This window comes from Rhodococcus jostii RHA1, from assembly GCF_000014565.1.
In the GTDB taxonomy this organism is placed as follows: Bacteria; Actinomycetota; Actinomycetes; order Mycobacteriales; family Mycobacteriaceae; genus Rhodococcus_F; species Rhodococcus_F jostii_A.
This window is the reverse complement of sequence record NC_008268.1, coordinates 1,151,839-1,168,541: the sequence shown is the minus strand read 5'-3', so window position 1 is coordinate 1,168,541 and position 16,703 is coordinate 1,151,839. Positions and strand designations below refer to the sequence as shown.

The following is a 16,703-nucleotide window of genomic DNA, read 5'->3' as shown; positions in this document are numbered from 1 at the left end:
AGTGAACCCCGGCATCGGGCACTTCACCCGCACCACAGAGCAGGAGCCGGAGGGATCATGGTGGATCACGAGGGGGAAGATTCCTCGCCCACCGATGGTTTCGGTCACATTCCGGTTCTGCTTCACCGCGCCGACGAACTGCTGGGCCCAGCCCTCACCGTGAACGACCCGCAGGGCGGGGGAGCCGTCATGATCGACGCGACCCTCGGTCTCGGCGGACACTCCGAGCACTTCCTGCGGACCTACCCCCAGCTGAGGCTCATCGCCCTCGACCGTGATCCGCACGCGCTCGAGATCGCCGGCGGCCGGCTCGCGCCCTTCGCCGATCGCATCACGTTCGTGCACACCCGCTACGACGGCATCGAGGACGCGCTCGACCAAGCGGGGCTGCCCGCGCAGGAGTCCGTGCACGGGATCCTCTTCGACCTCGGCGTCTCCTCGATGCAGCTCGACGAATCGGATCGGGGGTTCGCGTATTCGATCGACGCGCCCCTCGACATGCGGATGGACCCGACCACCGGCATCACCGCGGCCGAGGTCCTCAACACGTACAGCCACGGAGATCTCGCTCGCATCCTCAGCACGTACGGCGAGGAGCGCTTCGCGGGCAAGATCGCGTCGGAGATCGTCCGGCAGCGCGCGAAGGAGCCGTTCACCACCAGCGCAGCACTGGTCGAACTGTTGTACCGCTCCATTCCTGCGGCGACCCGCCGTACCGGGGGACATCCCGCCAAGCGGACGTTCCAGGCCCTTCGAGTGGAGGTCAACGGCGAGCTCGATTCACTGCGCGCCGCGGTCCCGGCTGCACTCGACGCGTTGACCGTCGGGGGACGCGTCGTGTTCATGTCGTACCAATCCCTCGAAGACCGGGTCGTCAAGCAGGAAATCACTCCCAGGTCGAAGTCGAAGAGCCCCGAGGGGCTTCCTGTCGAACTACCGGGGATGGGACCGGAGTTCCGGATCCTCACACGAGGGGCGGAGCGGGCGTCCGAACAGGAAGTCGAAGAGAACCCACGATCAGCCCCGGTGCGTTTGCGCGCTGCAGAAAGAATTGCCAGGAGGTCGGCGGCATGACGGTTCAGGTGAGTTCCACCGAAATGCGGCCCGCGCGGGGGGCCAACCGGACGGGCGCGGCTGAGCGGGCGTACAAGAAGCGCACCCAGCGCGCGGCCGTGCACAGTGGATCCGCGATCGCCGTCTCCGGCAAGAACCGCGCCGGTACGCTCACCGCCCGCATCCCGTTCGTGGCGACGATCCTCGTTCTGCTCGCCATGGGTCTGGCCATGACACTGCTGCTGACCACCCGCTCCGCCGAGGACTCGTACCAGCTGAGCGCCGCCCGCGCTCACAACCAGTCGCTCGCGGAGGAGAAGGCGGCGCTGCAGCGTGACGTCGAGACCGCCAACTCTGCCCCGAAACTGGCGGAGGAAGCGGCCAAGCTCGGCATGGTGCCCGCCAATGATCCCGCTCGCCTCGTCGTCCACCCCGACGGCAGCGTCGAGGTCGTCGGAAAGCCGGCCCCGGCGTCGGGTGCACCCGTGCCGCCGCTCGACGTCGCCGTCCCGCCCACCCAGCGGGGCAACGCCGTCGCGACCGCCCCCAACCGCGGGACGACGACGCAGGCGCCGCGCGCCACGCCGCAGCCCGGCAATGGCACGGAGATCCAAGCTCAGGGTGAACAATTGGTTCCCGTGATCCCCTCGACCACCGCTCCGACGACTGCTCCACCGTCCGGCGGTCGCCGGTGAATCGAAGCGCACCGAGAAGTCGTCCCCGGCGCCCCAAGGGCGCCGGTTCGGCGTCCTTTCCGTTCAGGCAACGGTACGGACGCCTGGTGATGTTCTTGGCGCTCGGCCTTGCCGCAGTGCAGCTTCTGTGGATCCAGGTCATCGACGCACCACAACTGTCCGCGGAAGCGGCGAACCAGCGCACCACCACCGAGGTGGATCCCGCTCTGCGCGGGTCGATCACCGACCGCAACTCCAACCCCATCGCATTCACGATGGAAGCGAAGGCCCTGACGTTCCAGCCCGCACGGGTGCGGAAGGAACTCGAGGAGGCGAAGGCCAAGAGCGACACCGCCCCCGACGTCGACTCCCGTCTCGACGCGATCGCGAAGGAGATCCACGACCGGCTCGGCGACGCCGCACCCGAGAAGGATCTGAAGGAGAAACTGCACGGCGACGACACGTTCGTCTATCTCGCGCGCAGCGTCGACCCCAACATCGCGGCGCAGATCAGCGACAAGTTCCCGGAGGTCGGACTCGAACGCCAGGACATCCGCGAGTACCCAGGCGGATCCCTAGCCGCCAACCTCGTCGGCGCCACCGGCTGGGACGGTCACGGACTGCTCGGTCTCGAGGACTCCCTCGACTCCACCCTCGCGGGCACCGACGGGTCCCAGACCTACGACCGGGGCTCCGACGGCGCGGTGATTCCCGGCAGCTGGCGTGACAAGCAACCGGCGGTGGACGGGTCGAGCGTCGAGCTCACCATCGACTCCGACCTGCAGTACTACGTTCAGCAGCAGGTGCAGATGGCCAAGGACAAGTCCGGTGCGAAGGACGCGTCGGCGGTCGTGCTCGACTCCCACACCGGTGAGGTGCTCGCGATGTCGAACGACAGCACGTTCAACCCGGCGATCGGGGTGGGCAACAATCCGCGGACCGTGGAGATGGGCAACCTGTCGGTGAGCACGCCGTTCGAACCGGGCTCCGTCAACAAGATCGTCACCGCGGCTGCCGCGATCGAGTACGGCCTGACCACACCGGACGAAGTTCTCGAGGTTCCCGGCAACATTCAGATGTCGGGTGTGTCGGTGAAGGACGCGTGGGACCACGGGGTCGCCCCGTACACGGCCACGGGCGTGTTCGGGAAGTCGTCGAACGTGGGCACCCTGATGCTTGCCCAGCGGGTGGGGGAGGACCGCTACGCGGACATGCTGTCCAGGTTCGGTCTCGGCCAGCGCACCGACGTCGGACTACCCGGTGAGAGCGCGGGCAGCGTCCCCAGCCGCGACCAGTGGTCGGGGGGCACGTTCGCGAACCTGCCGATCGGTCAGGGCCTGTCGATGACGCTGCTGCAGATGACCGGCATGTACCAGGCGATCGCCAACGACGGCGTTCGCATCCCGCCTCGCATCGTCAAGGCGACCGTCGACGCGGCCGGGAACCGGACGGAGACCGAGGCGCCCGACGAGGTGACGGTGGTCAGCCCGCAGACCGCGTCCACCGTCCGCGACATGTTCCGGTCCGTCACCCAGAACGACACGGGCAACCAGCGGGGTACCGGGGTGCAGGCCGCCGTCGACGGGTATCAGATCAGCGGTAAGACGGGCACCGCCCAGCAGGTCGATCCCGCCTGCAAGTGCTACTCGAACTCGAACTACTGGATCACGTTCGCCGGGATCGCCCCGGCCGACAACCCGAGGTACGTCGTCGGAATCATGCTCAACGCGCCGACACGCAGCGCGGACGGTTCCGGCGGCCAGTCCGCCGCGCCGCTGTTCCACAACATCGCGTCCTGGATGCTGCAGCGCGACAGCGTGCCGATGTCCCCGGACCCCGGACGCAGGCTGGTGCTGCAGGCCGATTGAGCGAAGGTCGGCCGAATCGGGTTCCGAGAGCACTCGCGGTAATCTGACACGTCGGCCGTTCAGTGGACACGGACTTTCCCGTGGACGCAGGGAACTGCCGAGGTAGCACGCTGTATAGATCCGTGCACTAAGCCGTTGTCAGTGAGAGTCGACATCCGAGAGGAGCCCGGTGCCTGTTCCGTCCCGCCCGCAGTCGGCGTCAGTGGAGGTGAAGGTCACAGACAGTCTTCGCCCCGCCCAGCCGGTCCGTACCACGGTGAGCGCTCTGGCAGCGCTCGCCGGAGCGAGGGTCGAGGCACCCACGGGAACCGCCGAGCACGTCATCGTCACCGGGGTGGATCTCCGCGCCCAGGGGATCGTCGAGGGCGATCTGTTCGCGGCCCTTCCCGGGGCCCGCGCGCACGGCGCGGAATTCGCCGCCGACGCTCTCGCACGGGGCGCGACCGCGATCCTCACCGACGAGGCCGGATTCGCGCTGGTGTCCGCACTGGGCTCGGACATGCCGGTGCTCGTCCACGACGACCCACGCGGCGTCCTCGGTGAGCTGTCGGCAACCATCTACGGCCGGCCCTCCGAGAAGATGCAGGTCATCGGTATCACCGGGACATCGGGTAAGACGACGACCTCGTATCTCGTCGAAGCCGCGCTCACCGCCGCGGGGCGGACGACCGGTCTCGTGGGCACCATCGAGACCCGGATGAGAGGCCGCCGGGTGCCGAGCGCACTGACGACCCCCGAGGCGCCGCAGCTCCACGCCCTGTTCGCCGTGATGCTCGAGCAGGGGATCGACACCGTCGTGATGGAGGTGTCCAGCCACGCGCTGTCGCTCGGCCGCGTCGACGGAGTCCGCTTCGATGTGGGCGCGTTCACGAACCTCTCCCAGGACCACCTGGACTTCCACCGCGACTTCGAGGACTACTTCGCCGCGAAGGCGCGGCTCTTCGCGGCCGATTCGTCCGTGCACGCCCAGCACGCCGTCATCTGCATCGACGACGTGTGGGGACAGCGGATGGCCGACGTCGCCCGCGGTGCGCATTCGATCGTGACGACAGTCGCGACCACACCGGACAGCGAGGGCGCGGTGTGGACGGCAGGCCCGGCGACGGTGTCGCCCTCGGGCTCGCAGACCTTCGCGCTCACCACGGCCGAGGGCACGACACTCGACGTGGAGCTCCGTCTGCCGGGGCAGTACAACGTCGCCAACGCTTCGCTCGCCGTCGCGCTGTGCGCGGCGCTGGGTGTCGATCCGCGCGACGCCGTCGAGGGCATCGCCGGCGTCGACGTGCCGGGCCGGGTGCAGCGGATCGACCGGGGACAGGACTTCCTCGCCGTCGTCGACTACGCCCACAAACCCGCAGCGGTCGAGGCCGTGATCGCGACGCTGCGCGAGCAGGTACGCGGTCGCGTCGCCGTTGTCGTGGGTGCGGGCGGCGATCGCGACGCAGGCAAGCGGCCGCTGATGGGTGCCGCGGCCGCGCGTGGTGCCGACCTGCTGATCATCACGGACGACAACCCCCGCAGCGAGGACCCGGCGAAGATCAGGGCCGCGGTCCGCGAGGGCGCTCTCGGAGTGCCCGAATCCGAGCGGGGACAGGTGTGGGAAGTAGCGGACCGAGCGAAGGCGATCGCCGACGCCGTCGGCTGGGCGCAGGCAGGCGACGTGGTTCTGGTCGCAGGCAAGGGACACGAGATCGGTCAGGAGATACACGGGGTGAAGTACCCATTTGACGACCGCGACGTACTGGGCGACGCGATCGAGCGACAGGTCGGAGGAACGCGATGATCCCGATGACACTCGCTCGCATCGCCGAGATCGTGGGCGGCGAACTGCACGACGTCGCCGATCCGTCGGCCGAGGTGACGGGAACGGTCGAGTTCGACTCGCGGAAGGTCACCGCCGGCGGGCTGTTCCTCGCCCTGCCCGGCGCCCACGTGGACGGCCACGATCACGCGGCCTCGGCGGTCGAGGCCGGTGTGGTCGCCGTCCTGGCCGCGCGCCCGGTCGGTGTCCCCGCGATCGTCGTCACCCCGACGCCGAGCGACGTCCCGAGCAAGGCGATGGCACTCGAACACGACACCGACGGATCGGGCGCCGCCGTGCTCGCAGCCCTCGCGAAGCTCGCGCGCGCCTCCGTCGACGGCCTCACCGCGAAGGGGCTCACCGTCGTCGGCGTCACCGGATCGGCGGGAAAGACGTCGACCAAGGATCTGCTCGCCGCCGTCCTGCGCCCCCTCGGTCCTGTCGTCGCGCCACCCGGATCGTTCAACAACGAACTCGGCCACCCGTGGACCGCACTACGTGCGGACGCGGACACGGGATTCCTGGTTCTGGAGATGTCGGCCCGCGGCCGCGGGCACATCGCCTCCCTCGCGAACATCGCACCCCCGAAGATCGGGGTCGTCCTCAACGTGGGTACGGCGCACCTCGGCGAATTCGGTTCCCGCGACGCGATCGCCGCTGCCAAGGGCGAACTCGCGGAGTCGCTGCCCTCGGCGGACGAGGGTGGTGTCGCGATCCTCAACGCCGACGATCCGCTGGTGGCAGCCATGGCGCCGCGCACATCGGCCCGGGTGGTCCTCGTCGGCCGGTCGGAGTCCGCGCACGTGCGGGCCACCGACATCGTGCTCGACGAGAAGGCAAGGGCGCGCTTCACTCTCACGGCGCCGACCGGGAGTGTCGCCGTCGAGCTCGCCGTGCACGGTGAACACCAGGTCGGCAACGCGCTCGCCGCCGCGGCGGTGGCACTCGAATGCGGGGCGGACCTCGAGCAGATCGCGCAGGCCCTTTCCGGTGCCGCCGCGGTCTCGGCGCGCCGGATGGACGTCCGCGATCGGCCGGACGGTGTGACTGTCGTCAACGATTCGTACAACGCCAACCCCGACTCGATGCGGGCCGCCCTGAAGGCGCTGGTGTCGATGGCCCGGTCGGGCCGGGGTGCGGCGCGCCGGAGTTGGGCGGTGCTCGGAGAAATGGCCGAGCTGGGTCCAGAATCAGTGGTCGAACACGACGCCATCGGCAGATTCGCGGTCCGGCTGGACGTGAGCAGGCTGATCATCGTGGGAACCGGCAGGCCCGCCCGCGCCATGCATCAGGGTGCGGTCATGGAGGGTTCGTGGGGTGAGGAGTCGATCCTCGTCCCCGACATCGCCGGTGCGGTCGCCTTGCTCGAAGCGGAACTGGCACCGGGTGACCTGGTGCTGGTCAAGGCGTCGCAGTCCATCGGATTGTGGGAGGTCGCGGACACGGTGTTGGCGGGAAGCACGGGACAGAAGGGTTCGGAGGCTACGCGGTGAGACAGATCCTCTTCGCGGCGGGCATCGCGCTGGCCGTCTCGATTCTGCTGACCCCCGTTCTCATCAAGGCCTTCTCCCGTCAGGGGTTCGGTCAGGAGATCCGTGTCGAAGGTCCGGCGAGTCACCAGTCGAAGCGCGGCACCCCGACGATGGGCGGCGTCGCCATCCTCGCCGGACTGTGGGCCGGCTACTGGGGTTCGCACCTGATCGGCATCGGCTACAACGCGGACGGGCCGTCGGCATCGGGACTGCTGGTTCTCGGTCTCACGACGGCGCTCGGCGGGGTCGGCTTCCTCGACGACTTCATCAAGATCCGCAAGCAGCGCAACCTCGGACTGAACAAGACGGCGAAGCTGGTCGGACAGCTCATCGCGGCAGTGGCGTTCGGCATTCTCGCGCTGCAGTTCCGGGGCGCGAACGACCTCACACCGGGCAGCGAGCACCTGTCGTACGTGCGTGACATCGCGACGGTCACGATGGGCTCCGTCGTGTTCGTCGCGTTCTGCTACCTCCTGGTGAGCGCTTGGTCGAACGCGGTCAATCTGACCGACGGCCTCGACGGTCTCGCTGCCGGGTCGATGAGCCTGGTCCTCGGCGCGTACGTGATCATCACGTTCTGGCAGTACCGCAACGCGTGCGAGACGAGCCCCGGCAAGGGCTGCTACGACGTCCGCGATCCGCTCGACCTGGCCCTGATCTGCGCGGCCGGTGCGGGTGCGTGCATCGGATTCCTGTGGTGGAACGCGGCGCCCGCCAAGATCTTCATGGGTGACACCGGTTCGCTGGCACTCGGCGGCATGCTCGCCGGACTGTCGATCACGACGCGCACCGAACTGCTGATGGTCGTGATCGGTGCGCTGTTCGTCGCAGAGGCGGCATCGGTCGTGATCCAGGTCGCCGTGTTCCGGTCGAGCCGAAGACGAGTGTTCCGGATGGCTCCGTTCCACCACCACTTCGAACTTGCAGGGTGGGCGGAAACCACGGTGATCATCCGGTTCTGGTTGCTGGCCGCCATCGCCTCCGCGATCGGGCTCGCGCTGTTCTACAGCGAGTACCTGGCTGCGATCGGGGGCTGACGACGTGGCAGAGGAACACGGCGGGCTCGACTGGTTGCGGGGTCGCAGCGTCCTCGTCGCCGGTGCGGGTGTCTCCGGCCGGGCCACCATCGAACCTCTTCGTGACCTCGGTGCGCTCGTCACCGTGACCGACGCGAACGTCGACGCTCTCGCCGAGTGCGCGCGGCTCGGCGCCGCGACCGTCCCGATCGACGATCTGCTCGCCGAGCGGGACCGGGTCGCCGAGTTCGCGCTGGTCGTGACGAGCCCGGGGTTCCGCCCGGACGCGCCGCTGCTCTCGCTCGCCGCCGGGGACGGGGTACCGATCTGGGGTGACATCGAGTTCTCGTGGCACGTGGACCGGGCCGGGCTCTACGGCCCGCCGCGGCGGTGGCTGGTGGTCACCGGCACCAACGGCAAGACCACGACGACCTCCATGCTGCAGTCCATCCTCGAGGCGGCCGAGCTGCCGAGTCTGGCCTGCGGCAACATCGGGATTCCGGTCCTCGACGCCCTGCGGCAGACCGAGCCCCGGGCGGAGGCGCTGGCGGTCGAACTCTCGTCGTTCCAGCTGCACTGGGCGCCGTCGGTCCGGCCGACCGCAGGTGCGATCCTCAACATCGCCGAAGATCATCTGGACTGGCACGGCGGGATGCAGCCGTACATCGATGCGAAGGCCCGCGCCCTGACCGGTGAGGTCGCGGTGCTGGGGCTCGACGACGAGGTTGCGTCCTCCCTGTTCTCCTCGTCCCCCGCAGTCCGGACCGTGGGTTTCCGGTTGGGCGTGCCGGCGCCGGGCGAACTGGGTGTCGAGGACGGGTATCTCGTCGACCGCGCGTTCGCGGACGGCGAGCGGCTGGCCCCGGCCGAGGGGATCACCCCGCCCGGGCCTGCCGGACTGATGGACGCTCTGGCCGCGGCGGCTCTGGCCCGGGCGATCGGAGTTCCGCCGGACGCCGTCGCCGCCGGTCTGGCCGCCCACGTCGTGGGCCCGCACCGCGCGGCACTCGTCGCCGAGGTCGGGGGCGTGACGTTCGTCGACGACTCCAAGGCCACCAACCCGCACGCCGCCCGCCCGTCGATCCTCGCCCACGAGCGGGTGGTGTGGATCGCCGGTGGTCTGCTGAAGGGGGCGCGGGTCGACGACCTCGTCCGGGAGGTGGCTAGTCGCCTCGCCGGCGCCGTCCTGCTGGGCCGCGATGCGATGCAGATTGCAGAGTCCCTTGCGCGACACGCCCCCGAGGTTCCCGTGGTCACTGTCGAAACGGGAGACGATGCAGGTGTGAGTGCAGTCCCGCAGACCGCGACGCACCGGGTGGTGCTGCCGGCGGACACCGACAGCGACGCCGTGATGGGTGTCGTCGTGCGTGAGGCGGCGGCGCTGGCAACGGCAGGGGATTCCGTCGTCCTGGCGCCCGCGGCGGCATCGCTCGACATGTTCGCCAGTTACGGCCACCGGGGGGACAGCTTCACGGACGCCGTAGGCAGGCTCGACGCGTCGGACATCTCCAGGACGCTGCGATGACCTCCGCCGGAGCCCGCACCCGACGCGCCCCCGAGGGACAGCGGTCCCCGGCTCGCACGGCGGCCGCCCCCGGTGTGGCGAAGCGTGCACCGTCCGGTCCCCGTACCCGCACGGCGCCTCCGCGCGGCCCGCGCACCCGGATCGGGGCCTGGCTGTCGAGGCCTCTGGCGTCGTTCCACCTCGTGGTCACCATCGCGTTTCTGCTGACGGTCCTCGGCCTGGTGATGGTGCTGTCGTCCTCGAGCGTCGAGGCCTACGCCTCCGACGGTTCGGCGTACACCCTTTTCACCCGGCAGGCGCTGTTCGCGGCTCTCGGGCTCTGCCTGTTCTACGCGGCGCTGCAGATCCCGGTCCGGGTGATGCGCGCCCTGTCGTTCCCGGCCTTCGCGGTCACGATCATCCTGCTGGTCCTGGTCCTCATACCGGGTATCGGCACCGTGTCCCAGGGCACCCGCGGCTGGTTCGTCGTCGCGGGATTCTCGTTGCAGCCCGCCGAGCTCACCAAGATCGCGCTGGCCGTGTGGGGTGCGCACATCCTGGCGTCGCGGCGCAGCGACATCTCCAGTATCCGGGACATGCTCGTTCCGCTGGTGCCGGCCGCGCTCGTCGCGTTCGTCCTGATCATCCTGCAGCCCGACCTCGGCACGACGGTCTCGCTGGCCATCATCCTGATGGCGCTGCTGTGGTTCGCGGGCCTGCCGCTGAAACTGTTCGTCGCCATCCTCGGCACCGGTTTCGGCGGAATCGTGATCCTCGCGCTCACCGCGGGCTACCGCTCCGCTCGCGTGCGCGAGTTCCTCAATCCCGGTTCCGACCCGCAGGGCATCGGGTACCAGTCGCGGCAGGCGATGTATTCGCTCGCGGACGGCGGGATCCTCGGGCGAGGGCTGGGGCAGAGCCGCGCGAAGTGGAGCTACCTGCCGAACGCCCACAACGACTTCATCTTCGCGATCATCGGCGAAGAGCTCGGATACCTCGGCGGCGCCGCCGTCCTCGGTTTGTTCGGACTGTTCGTGTACACGGGCCTGCGCATCGCGGCCCGATCCGCCGACCCGTTCCTGCGCCTGCTCACCGGAACGGCGACGGTGTGGATCACCGGACAGGCATTCATCAACGTGGGGTACGTGATCGGGCTGCTGCCCGTCACCGGCCTGCAGTTGCCGCTGGTATCGGCCGGCGGAACGTCGACGGCCACCACACTGTTCATGTTCGGCCTCGTCGCCAACGCGGCGCGGCACGAACCGGAGGCGGTCGCGGCGCTGCACTCCGGGCAGGACGGCCCGTTCGGTCGCCTTCTGCGCCTCCGCAAGCCGGAGGCGTATTCGCCGGTGCGGGCCGACGCGGCACGCGCCGAGGCGGTGCGCCGCGCCGAAGCCCGCCGACGGGCCGGTCGCGAGATGGCCCCGCGCACCCGCAGCGTCACATACGAGAAGGGCCGCCCCGAACGCGGCAAGGGCCGCACCCCCGAACGAGGTGCACGTCAACAGCGAAGCTCGGGTGGCCGAGCAGGAGAGCGAGGATTTCGTAGGTGAACGGCGACAAGTCCACCCTGTCGGTGATCGTGGCCGGTGGTGGTACCGCCGGGCACATCGAACCGGCTCTGGCAGTGGCCGATGCGATCAAGGCGATCGACGACACCGCGGTGGTGACCGCTCTCGGCACCGCGCGCGGCCTCGAAACCACCCTGGTTCCCGAGCGGGGCTACCCGCTCGAGCTCATTCCACCGGTGCCGCTGCCCCGTAAACCCACCCTCGACCTGCTGCGGCTTCCCGGCCGGGTGCGCGCGTCGGTGCGCCGCACCCGCGAGGTGCTCGACGCGACCGGCGCCGACGTCGTCGTCGGGTTCGGCGGGTACGTCGCGCTGCCCGCATATCTGGCGGCCGGGCCCGGACTGCTCCGCCGCAGGCGCCGCATTCCGATCGTGGTGCACGAGGCGAACGCCAGCGCCGGGATCGCGAACAAGATCGGTGCCCGCCGCGCCGCCCGGGTGCTGGCCGCGGTCGCCGGTTCCGGAGTCTCCGCTCGCGGCCGCTCGGATGCGGAGATCCTCGGGATCCCGGTCCGGGCGTCGATCACCGCTCTCGACCGGGCGGCTCTGCGCGCGGAGGCGCGCGCACACTTCGGGCTCCCCGCCGACGGTCCGGTGCTGCTCGTCTTCGGCGGCTCGCAGGGGGCGCGGTCGCTCAACGAGGCCGTCTCGGGCGCGGCGGAGTCGCTCGCCGCGGCCGGTGTGGCCGTTCTGCACGCACACGGACCGAAGAACACCCTCGACGTTCCCGCGACACCGGGCGGCCCGCCGTACGTGGCCGTTCCCTACCTGTCGCGGATGGACCTCGCGTATTCGGCTGCGGACGCGGTGATCTGCCGGTCGGGTGCGATGACGGTGGCGGAGGTGTCGGCGGTGGGACTTCCCGCGGTATACGTGCCGCTGCCCCACGGCAACGGGGAGCAGGAACTGAACGCGCGACCGGTGGTCGCCGCCGGAGGTGGAATGATTGTCGCCGACGGAGACCTGTCCGCCGGATTCGTCGCGGAGACCGTGATCCCTCTGCTGCGCGACCCCGCACAGCTCGAGGACATGGGACGACGCGCGGCCGGCGCAGGTCACCGCAGCGCAGCCACCGAGGTTGCGCGCATCGTGCTCGACGTGGCCGCGCTGACAAGGGGAACCCGATGACCGACCTGCCCGCGGAGTTGGAACGAGTCCACATGGTCGGGATCGGCGGCGCCGGAATGTCCGGAATTGCGCGGATCCTGCTGGCCAGGGGAGGGCAGGTGTCCGGATCGGACGCCAAGGAGAGCCGCGGCGTCCTCGCCCTGCGTGCCCGCGGCGCGCAGGTCCGCATCGGCCACGACGCCGGCGCGCTCGACCTGCTGCCCGGCGGCCCGACCGTCGTGGTCACCACCCACGCCGCCATCCCGAAGGACAACCCGGAACTGGTGGAGGCGGCCCGGCGCGGGATTCCCGTGATCCTGCGACCCGCGGTGCTGGCATCGCTGATGCAGGGGCACCGCACCCTGCTGGTGTCCGGCACCCACGGCAAGACGTCGACCACGTCGATGCTGGTGGTGGCGCTGCAACACTGCGGTTTCGATCCGTCGTTCGCGGTCGGCGGCGAACTCAACGAGGCCGGAACCAACGCGCACCACGGCAGCGGCGACGTGTTCGTCGCGGAGGCCGACGAGAGCGACGGTTCGCTGCTCCAGTACGAACCGGACGTCGTCGTCGTCACCAACGTCGAAGCCGACCACCTCGACTACTTCGGCAGCACCGAGGCGTACATCCAGGTGTTCGACGATTTCGCGGCCCGTCTGTCGCCTGGCGGTCTGCTCGTCGCCTGTCTCGACGATCCGGGGTCCGCGGCGCTCGCGCAGCGGGTGGCGGCGCGGGGGCTGCCCGGTGTGCGGGTGCTGGGATACGGCAGCGCCGAGGACGCGGACGGGGCCTTCGCTTCGGTCGACGGCGTCGAGGTCGGCGCGCGACTGCTGAGTTTCGAGGCCAGGGACGTCGGCGGAGTACTGCAGTTCCAGCTGGCCGGGGAGCAGTCGCCGAGGACGGTCCGCATGGGTGTGCCCGGCAGGCACATGGCGCTCAACGCGCTGGCCGCTCTCCTCGCCGCCCGGGAGGCAGGCGCCGACGTGGACGAGATCCTCGAAGGCATCGCCGGATTCGGGGGAGTGCACCGCCGGTTCCAGTTCACCGGCCGCGAGCACGGGGTCCGCGTGTTCGACGACTATGCGCATCACCCGACGGAGGTGCGTGCCGTGCTCGGCGCCGCCGCCGATCTGGTGCGCCAGCCCCACGAGGCCGACCGCCGCGAGTCCGAGGACTCGGTGCGCAGCGGGAAGGTCATCGTGGTGTTCCAGCCCCACCTGTATTCCCGCACAGCAACATTCGCGGAAGAGTTCGGGCACGCCCTGGATCTCGCCGACGAGGTCGTGGTCCTCGACGTGTACGGCGCGCGGGAAGAACCTCTCCCGGGCGTCAGCGGCGCCCTGGTCGCGCTGTCGGTGTCGAAGCCGGTGCACTACCAGCCCGACCTGTCGCAGGCACCGCGGCAGGTCGCGGCACTCGCATCCCCCGGGGACGTGGTGATCACCATGGGTGCCGGTGACGTGACGATGCTCGGCAACCAGATCCTCGACGCTCTGCGTGCGGCTCCGCACCACCACCCGTCGCGATGACGCGGGAGCGTCGGGGCCGGTCCGAGCGGCCGGACCGCCCTGTCCGCCGCGACGTCCAGCGCAGTCCGCGGCCGAGGGCTGCGGCCGGTGCCCGCGCGACGGCGAGCGATCGGACGTCCTCGCGTCGGCGCACCTCGACGGTCACCGACCCCGGAACACGACGCACCCGCGAATCGGCTTCGGCGGCACGGAAGTCCGTGGTGGCGGAGACACCGCGGCGGCCGTGGTACCGGAGGCCGGCGGTGATGGGCGCCGTCAGTGTCGTCGTGGTCGTGGCGCTCGGTCTCGTCGCCTGGTTCACGCCGCTGCTGTCGGTGCGGAAGACTGATGTCGCGGGGGCGGCGTCGATCTCCGAGGAGCAGATTCGCCAGGTGCTGGCGGTGCCACAGGGGCAGCCATTGCTGCGTGTCGACACGGAGGGCGCGGCTCAGCGGGTGGCCGCGATCCCGAAGGTGGCGTCCGCGCGCGTCCAGCGGGTGTACCCGTCCACCATCCGGGTCACGGTAACCGAGCGGGTGCCCGTCGTGTTCGTCGACAGCCCCGGCGGCACCCATCTGCTCGACGCGGAGGCCGTGGACTACGAGATCGCACCGCCGCCGCCCGGGGTGCCGCGTCTGGTGACGGGGTCGCCGGGGTGGGGCGACCCGTCGACGGAGGCGGCGATCGAGGTGCTGGAGTCGATGCCGCCTCAGTTGCGCGGTCAGGTGGGACAGGTTGCCGCGAAGTCGATTTCGGATATCTCGGTGACGCTGCTCGACGGCCGGATCGTGGTGTGGGGCGGTACGGAGAAGTCCGAGCGCAAGGCTGCGGTCACCCTGCCGCTGCTCACCCAGCCCGGGCAGACGTACGACGTGTCGAGCCCCGACCTGCCGACGGTGCGGTGAGGGGGCGTGACCCGGATGCGAAAGAGTTGCGGGCGAGTTCGTCAAATAACTCGGCGCGTCTCGGCGCGCCTAATGGCGTATCCCTATGCCGGTGCATAGCGTTTCGCTCTAGTCGGGCAGCACTTGACATAACCGTAACCCTATGGTTGAGGTTGAGGGTTCAGGCTGGACTGATCTGTACGAAAGCGTGATACACACTCATGGAAGGCGAGAGCCGATGACGCCCCCGCACAACTACCTCGCCGTAATAAAGGTCGTCGGCATCGGCGGCGGCGGCGTGAACGCAGTCAACCGGATGATCGAGCAGGGACTCAAGGGAGTCGAGTTCATTGCCGTCAACACCGACGCGCAAGCGCTGCTGATGAGTGACGCCGACGTCAAGCTGGACGTCGGCCGGGAACTCACCCGCGGGCTCGGCGCCGGCGCGGATCCCGAAGTCGGCCGCAAGGCCGCAGAAGACCACAAGGACGAGATCGAGGAAGTCCTCAAGGGCGCCGACATGGTGTTCGTGACCGCAGGCGAGGGCGGCGGCACGGGTACCGGTGGCGCACCGGTCGTCGCGAGTATCGCACGCAAGCTCGGAGCCCTCACGGTCGGTGTCGTCACCCGGCCCTTCTCCTTCGAGGGCAAGCGCCGCGGCGGCCAGGCCGACACCGGCATCCAGTCGCTGCGCGAATCGTGCGACACCCTCATCGTGATCCCGAACGACCGCCTCCTGCAGCTCGGCGACGCCGCCGTCAGCCTCATGGACGCGTTCCGCAGCGCCGACGAGGTGCTGCTCAACGGTGTCCAGGGCATCACCGACCTCATCACCACCCCCGGTCTGATCAACGTCGACTTCGCCGACGTCAAGGGCGTCATGTCCGGCGCCGGTAGCGCGCTGATGGGCATCGGATCCTCGCGCGGCGAGGGCCGGGCCATCAAGGCCGCGGAATCGGCGATCAACTCTCCGCTGCTCGAGGCGTCGATGGAGGGTGCGCGCGGCGTGCTGCTCTCGATCGCCGGCGGCAGCGACCTCGGCCTGTTCGAGATCAACGAGGCGGCGTCGCTGGTGCAGGAGGCTGCCCACATCGACGCGAACATCATCTTCGGCACCGTCATCGACGATTCGCTCGGCGACGAGGTGCGGGTCACCGTCATCGCCGCCGGGTTCGACGGCGGCGCCCCCGCCCGCCGGCCGGTCGAGTCGGGCGCTGCCGGTCGCAGCGCCATCGGTGCCGGGCGCGCGGGCGAGGTCGGACAGTCGGCCGACCAGCAGCACAGCGAGCCGATGTCGGTGACCCGCGAGACGATCAGCTCCCACCAGAGCCCGAGCAGTCTGCCGCCGCTTCCGGGAAACGGTCAGTCCCGCGCGGTGCCGGTGTCCGACGAGGAGGGTGAAGACGAAGTCGACGTGCCCTCCTTCATGCGTCGTTGAGTTCACCGTCCGCCCCCGATTTCAGGGTTCGCCGGGTCGTCACCACCCGTGCCGGAGGGCACTCCGTCGCGCCGTACGACACGTTCAACCTCGGTGATCACGTCGGCGACGATCCGGCCGCGGTGGAGGCGAACCGGCGTCGACTGGCAGACAACATCGGCGTGGCCTTCGACCACCTGATCTGGATGGAGCAGATCCACAGTCGGAACGTGACCGTGGTCGACGGGCCCACCGACGTGCCGGTGCCCGCCACGGACGCACTGGTGACGACGGTTCCTGGGCTCGCACTCGCGACCCTCAGTGCCGACTGCGTCCCGGTGCTGTTGTCCGACGACGAGGCCGGGGTGATCGCCGCCGTCCATGCCGGCCGTATCGGCGCCCGCATCGGCATCGTTCCGCGGGTGCTCGACGTCATGGTCGAGCAGGGTGCACGGATCGACCGGATCGGCGCATTCCTGGGTCCGGCGGCGAGCGGCCGACAGTACGAGGTCCCCGCGGCGATGCAGGCCGACGTCGAGAAGTTCCTTCCCGGCAGCGCCACCCGCACCGTCAAGGGAACCCCCGGCCTCGACCTGCGGGCCGGCCTGCGGAAGCAACTGCTCGATGCGGGTGTCGCGGGGGTGGCGGAGGATCCGCGCTGCACCATCGAGGACCGGACACTGTTCAGTCATCGCCGGGAGGCCCCGACCGGTCGGCTCGCGGCGGTCATCTGGATGGATACTGGGCAAGACAGCGTGTGACGACGACC

13 protein-coding genes are annotated in these 16,703 nt (G+C 69.8%); all 13 read left to right on the top strand.

Annotated features, from left to right (window positions below; translation table 11 throughout):
- The first annotated feature begins 57 nt into the window (after positions 1 to 57).
- The 13 genes from rsmH to pgeF all read left to right on the top strand — a co-directional run bounded on the left by rsmH (position 58) and on the right by pgeF (position 16,695).
- Positions 58 to 1,074: a 16S rRNA (cytosine(1402)-N(4))-methyltransferase RsmH gene (rsmH, locus tag RHA1_RS05285; RefSeq protein ID WP_009473744.1), complete on the top strand. Its 1,017-nt coding sequence runs from the start codon at positions 58 to 60 to the stop codon at positions 1,072 to 1,074.
- The gene (ftsL, locus tag RHA1_RS05280) at positions 1,071 to 1,748 is read left to right on the top strand and encodes a cell division protein FtsL (RefSeq protein ID WP_009473743.1); all 678 of its coding nucleotides are present in this window, start codon (positions 1,071 to 1,073) and stop codon (positions 1,746 to 1,748) included. Before rsmH ends, ftsL begins: the two co-directional genes overlap by 4 nt.
- The gene (locus tag RHA1_RS05275; RefSeq protein ID WP_011594228.1) at positions 1,745 to 3,595 is read left to right on the top strand and encodes a peptidoglycan D,D-transpeptidase FtsI family protein; all 1,851 of its coding nucleotides are present in this window, start codon (positions 1,745 to 1,747) and stop codon (positions 3,593 to 3,595) included. Before ftsL ends, RHA1_RS05275 begins: the two co-directional genes overlap by 4 nt.
- Before the next feature lie 169 nt (positions 3,596 to 3,764).
- Positions 3,765 to 5,378, top strand: coding sequence for a UDP-N-acetylmuramoyl-L-alanyl-D-glutamate--2,6-diaminopimelate ligase (locus RHA1_RS05270; protein WP_011594227.1), 1,614 nt, complete (start codon positions 3,765 to 3,767; stop codon positions 5,376 to 5,378).
- Positions 5,375 to 6,889 (top strand): UDP-N-acetylmuramoyl-tripeptide--D-alanyl-D-alanine ligase, encoded by a 1,515-nt coding sequence (locus RHA1_RS05265; protein ID WP_011594226.1) that lies wholly within the window; start codon positions 5,375 to 5,377, stop codon positions 6,887 to 6,889. The genes RHA1_RS05270 and RHA1_RS05265 overlap by 4 nt, the downstream gene beginning before the upstream one ends.
- Positions 6,886 to 7,965, top strand: a complete 1,080-nt coding sequence (gene mraY / locus RHA1_RS05260) for a phospho-N-acetylmuramoyl-pentapeptide-transferase (protein ID WP_005247625.1) — start codon at positions 6,886 to 6,888, stop codon at positions 7,963 to 7,965. The genes RHA1_RS05265 and mraY overlap by 4 nt, the downstream gene beginning before the upstream one ends.
- Before the next feature lie 4 nt (positions 7,966 to 7,969).
- A complete protein-coding gene (gene murD / locus RHA1_RS05255) occupies positions 7,970 to 9,469 on the top strand; it encodes a UDP-N-acetylmuramoyl-L-alanine--D-glutamate ligase (RefSeq protein ID WP_011594225.1) in 1,500 nt (499 codons plus the stop codon).
- Positions 9,466 to 11,001, top strand: coding sequence for a putative lipid II flippase FtsW (gene ftsW / locus RHA1_RS05250; protein WP_011594224.1), 1,536 nt, complete (start codon positions 9,466 to 9,468; stop codon positions 10,999 to 11,001). Before murD ends, ftsW begins: the two co-directional genes overlap by 4 nt.
- Positions 10,998 to 12,146, top strand: a complete 1,149-nt coding sequence (gene murG, locus RHA1_RS05245; protein ID WP_011594223.1) for an undecaprenyldiphospho-muramoylpentapeptide beta-N-acetylglucosaminyltransferase — start codon at positions 10,998 to 11,000, stop codon at positions 12,144 to 12,146. The genes ftsW and murG overlap by 4 nt, the downstream gene beginning before the upstream one ends.
- Positions 12,143 to 13,654, top strand: a complete 1,512-nt coding sequence (gene murC / locus RHA1_RS05240; RefSeq protein WP_009473736.1) for a UDP-N-acetylmuramate--L-alanine ligase — start codon at positions 12,143 to 12,145, stop codon at positions 13,652 to 13,654. The genes murG and murC overlap by 4 nt, the downstream gene beginning before the upstream one ends.
- Positions 13,651 to 14,538, top strand: a complete 888-nt coding sequence (locus tag RHA1_RS05235; protein WP_237726847.1) for a cell division protein FtsQ/DivIB — start codon at positions 13,651 to 13,653, stop codon at positions 14,536 to 14,538. Before murC ends, RHA1_RS05235 begins: the two co-directional genes overlap by 4 nt.
- Positions 14,539 to 14,755: 217 nt before the next feature.
- Positions 14,756 to 15,955 carry a cell division protein FtsZ gene (gene ftsZ, locus RHA1_RS05230; RefSeq protein WP_009473734.1) on the top strand — a complete coding sequence of 400 codons (1,200 nt, stop codon included), beginning with the start codon at positions 14,756 to 14,758 and terminating at the stop codon, positions 15,953 to 15,955.
- A complete protein-coding gene (pgeF, locus tag RHA1_RS05225) occupies positions 15,952 to 16,695 on the top strand; it encodes a peptidoglycan editing factor PgeF (RefSeq protein WP_011594221.1) in 744 nt (247 codons plus the stop codon). The genes ftsZ and pgeF overlap by 4 nt, the downstream gene beginning before the upstream one ends.
- Positions 16,696 to 16,703: the final 8 nt, after the last annotated feature.

Excerpts from the sequence above, each read along its gene's own strand:
- ftsW (WP_011594224.1), top strand. The coding sequence starts at position 9,466 with ATGACCTCCGCCGGAGCCCGCACCCGACGCGCCCCCGAGGGACAGCGG.
- ftsL (WP_009473743.1), top strand. The coding sequence starts at position 1,071 with ATGACGGTTCAGGTGAGTTCCACCGAAATGCGGCCCGCGCGGGGGGCC.
- RHA1_RS05265 (WP_011594226.1), top strand. The coding sequence starts at position 5,375 with ATGATCCCGATGACACTCGCTCGCATCGCCGAGATCGTGGGCGGCGAA.
- rsmH (WP_009473744.1), top strand. The coding sequence starts at position 58 with ATGGTGGATCACGAGGGGGAAGATTCCTCGCCCACCGATGGTTTCGGT.
- murC (WP_009473736.1), top strand. The coding sequence starts at position 12,143 with ATGACCGACCTGCCCGCGGAGTTGGAACGAGTCCACATGGTCGGGATC.
- ftsZ (WP_009473734.1), top strand. The coding sequence starts at position 14,756 with ATGACGCCCCCGCACAACTACCTCGCCGTAATAAAGGTCGTCGGCATC.
- RHA1_RS05235 (WP_237726847.1), top strand. The coding sequence starts at position 13,651 with ATGACGCGGGAGCGTCGGGGCCGGTCCGAGCGGCCGGACCGCCCTGTC.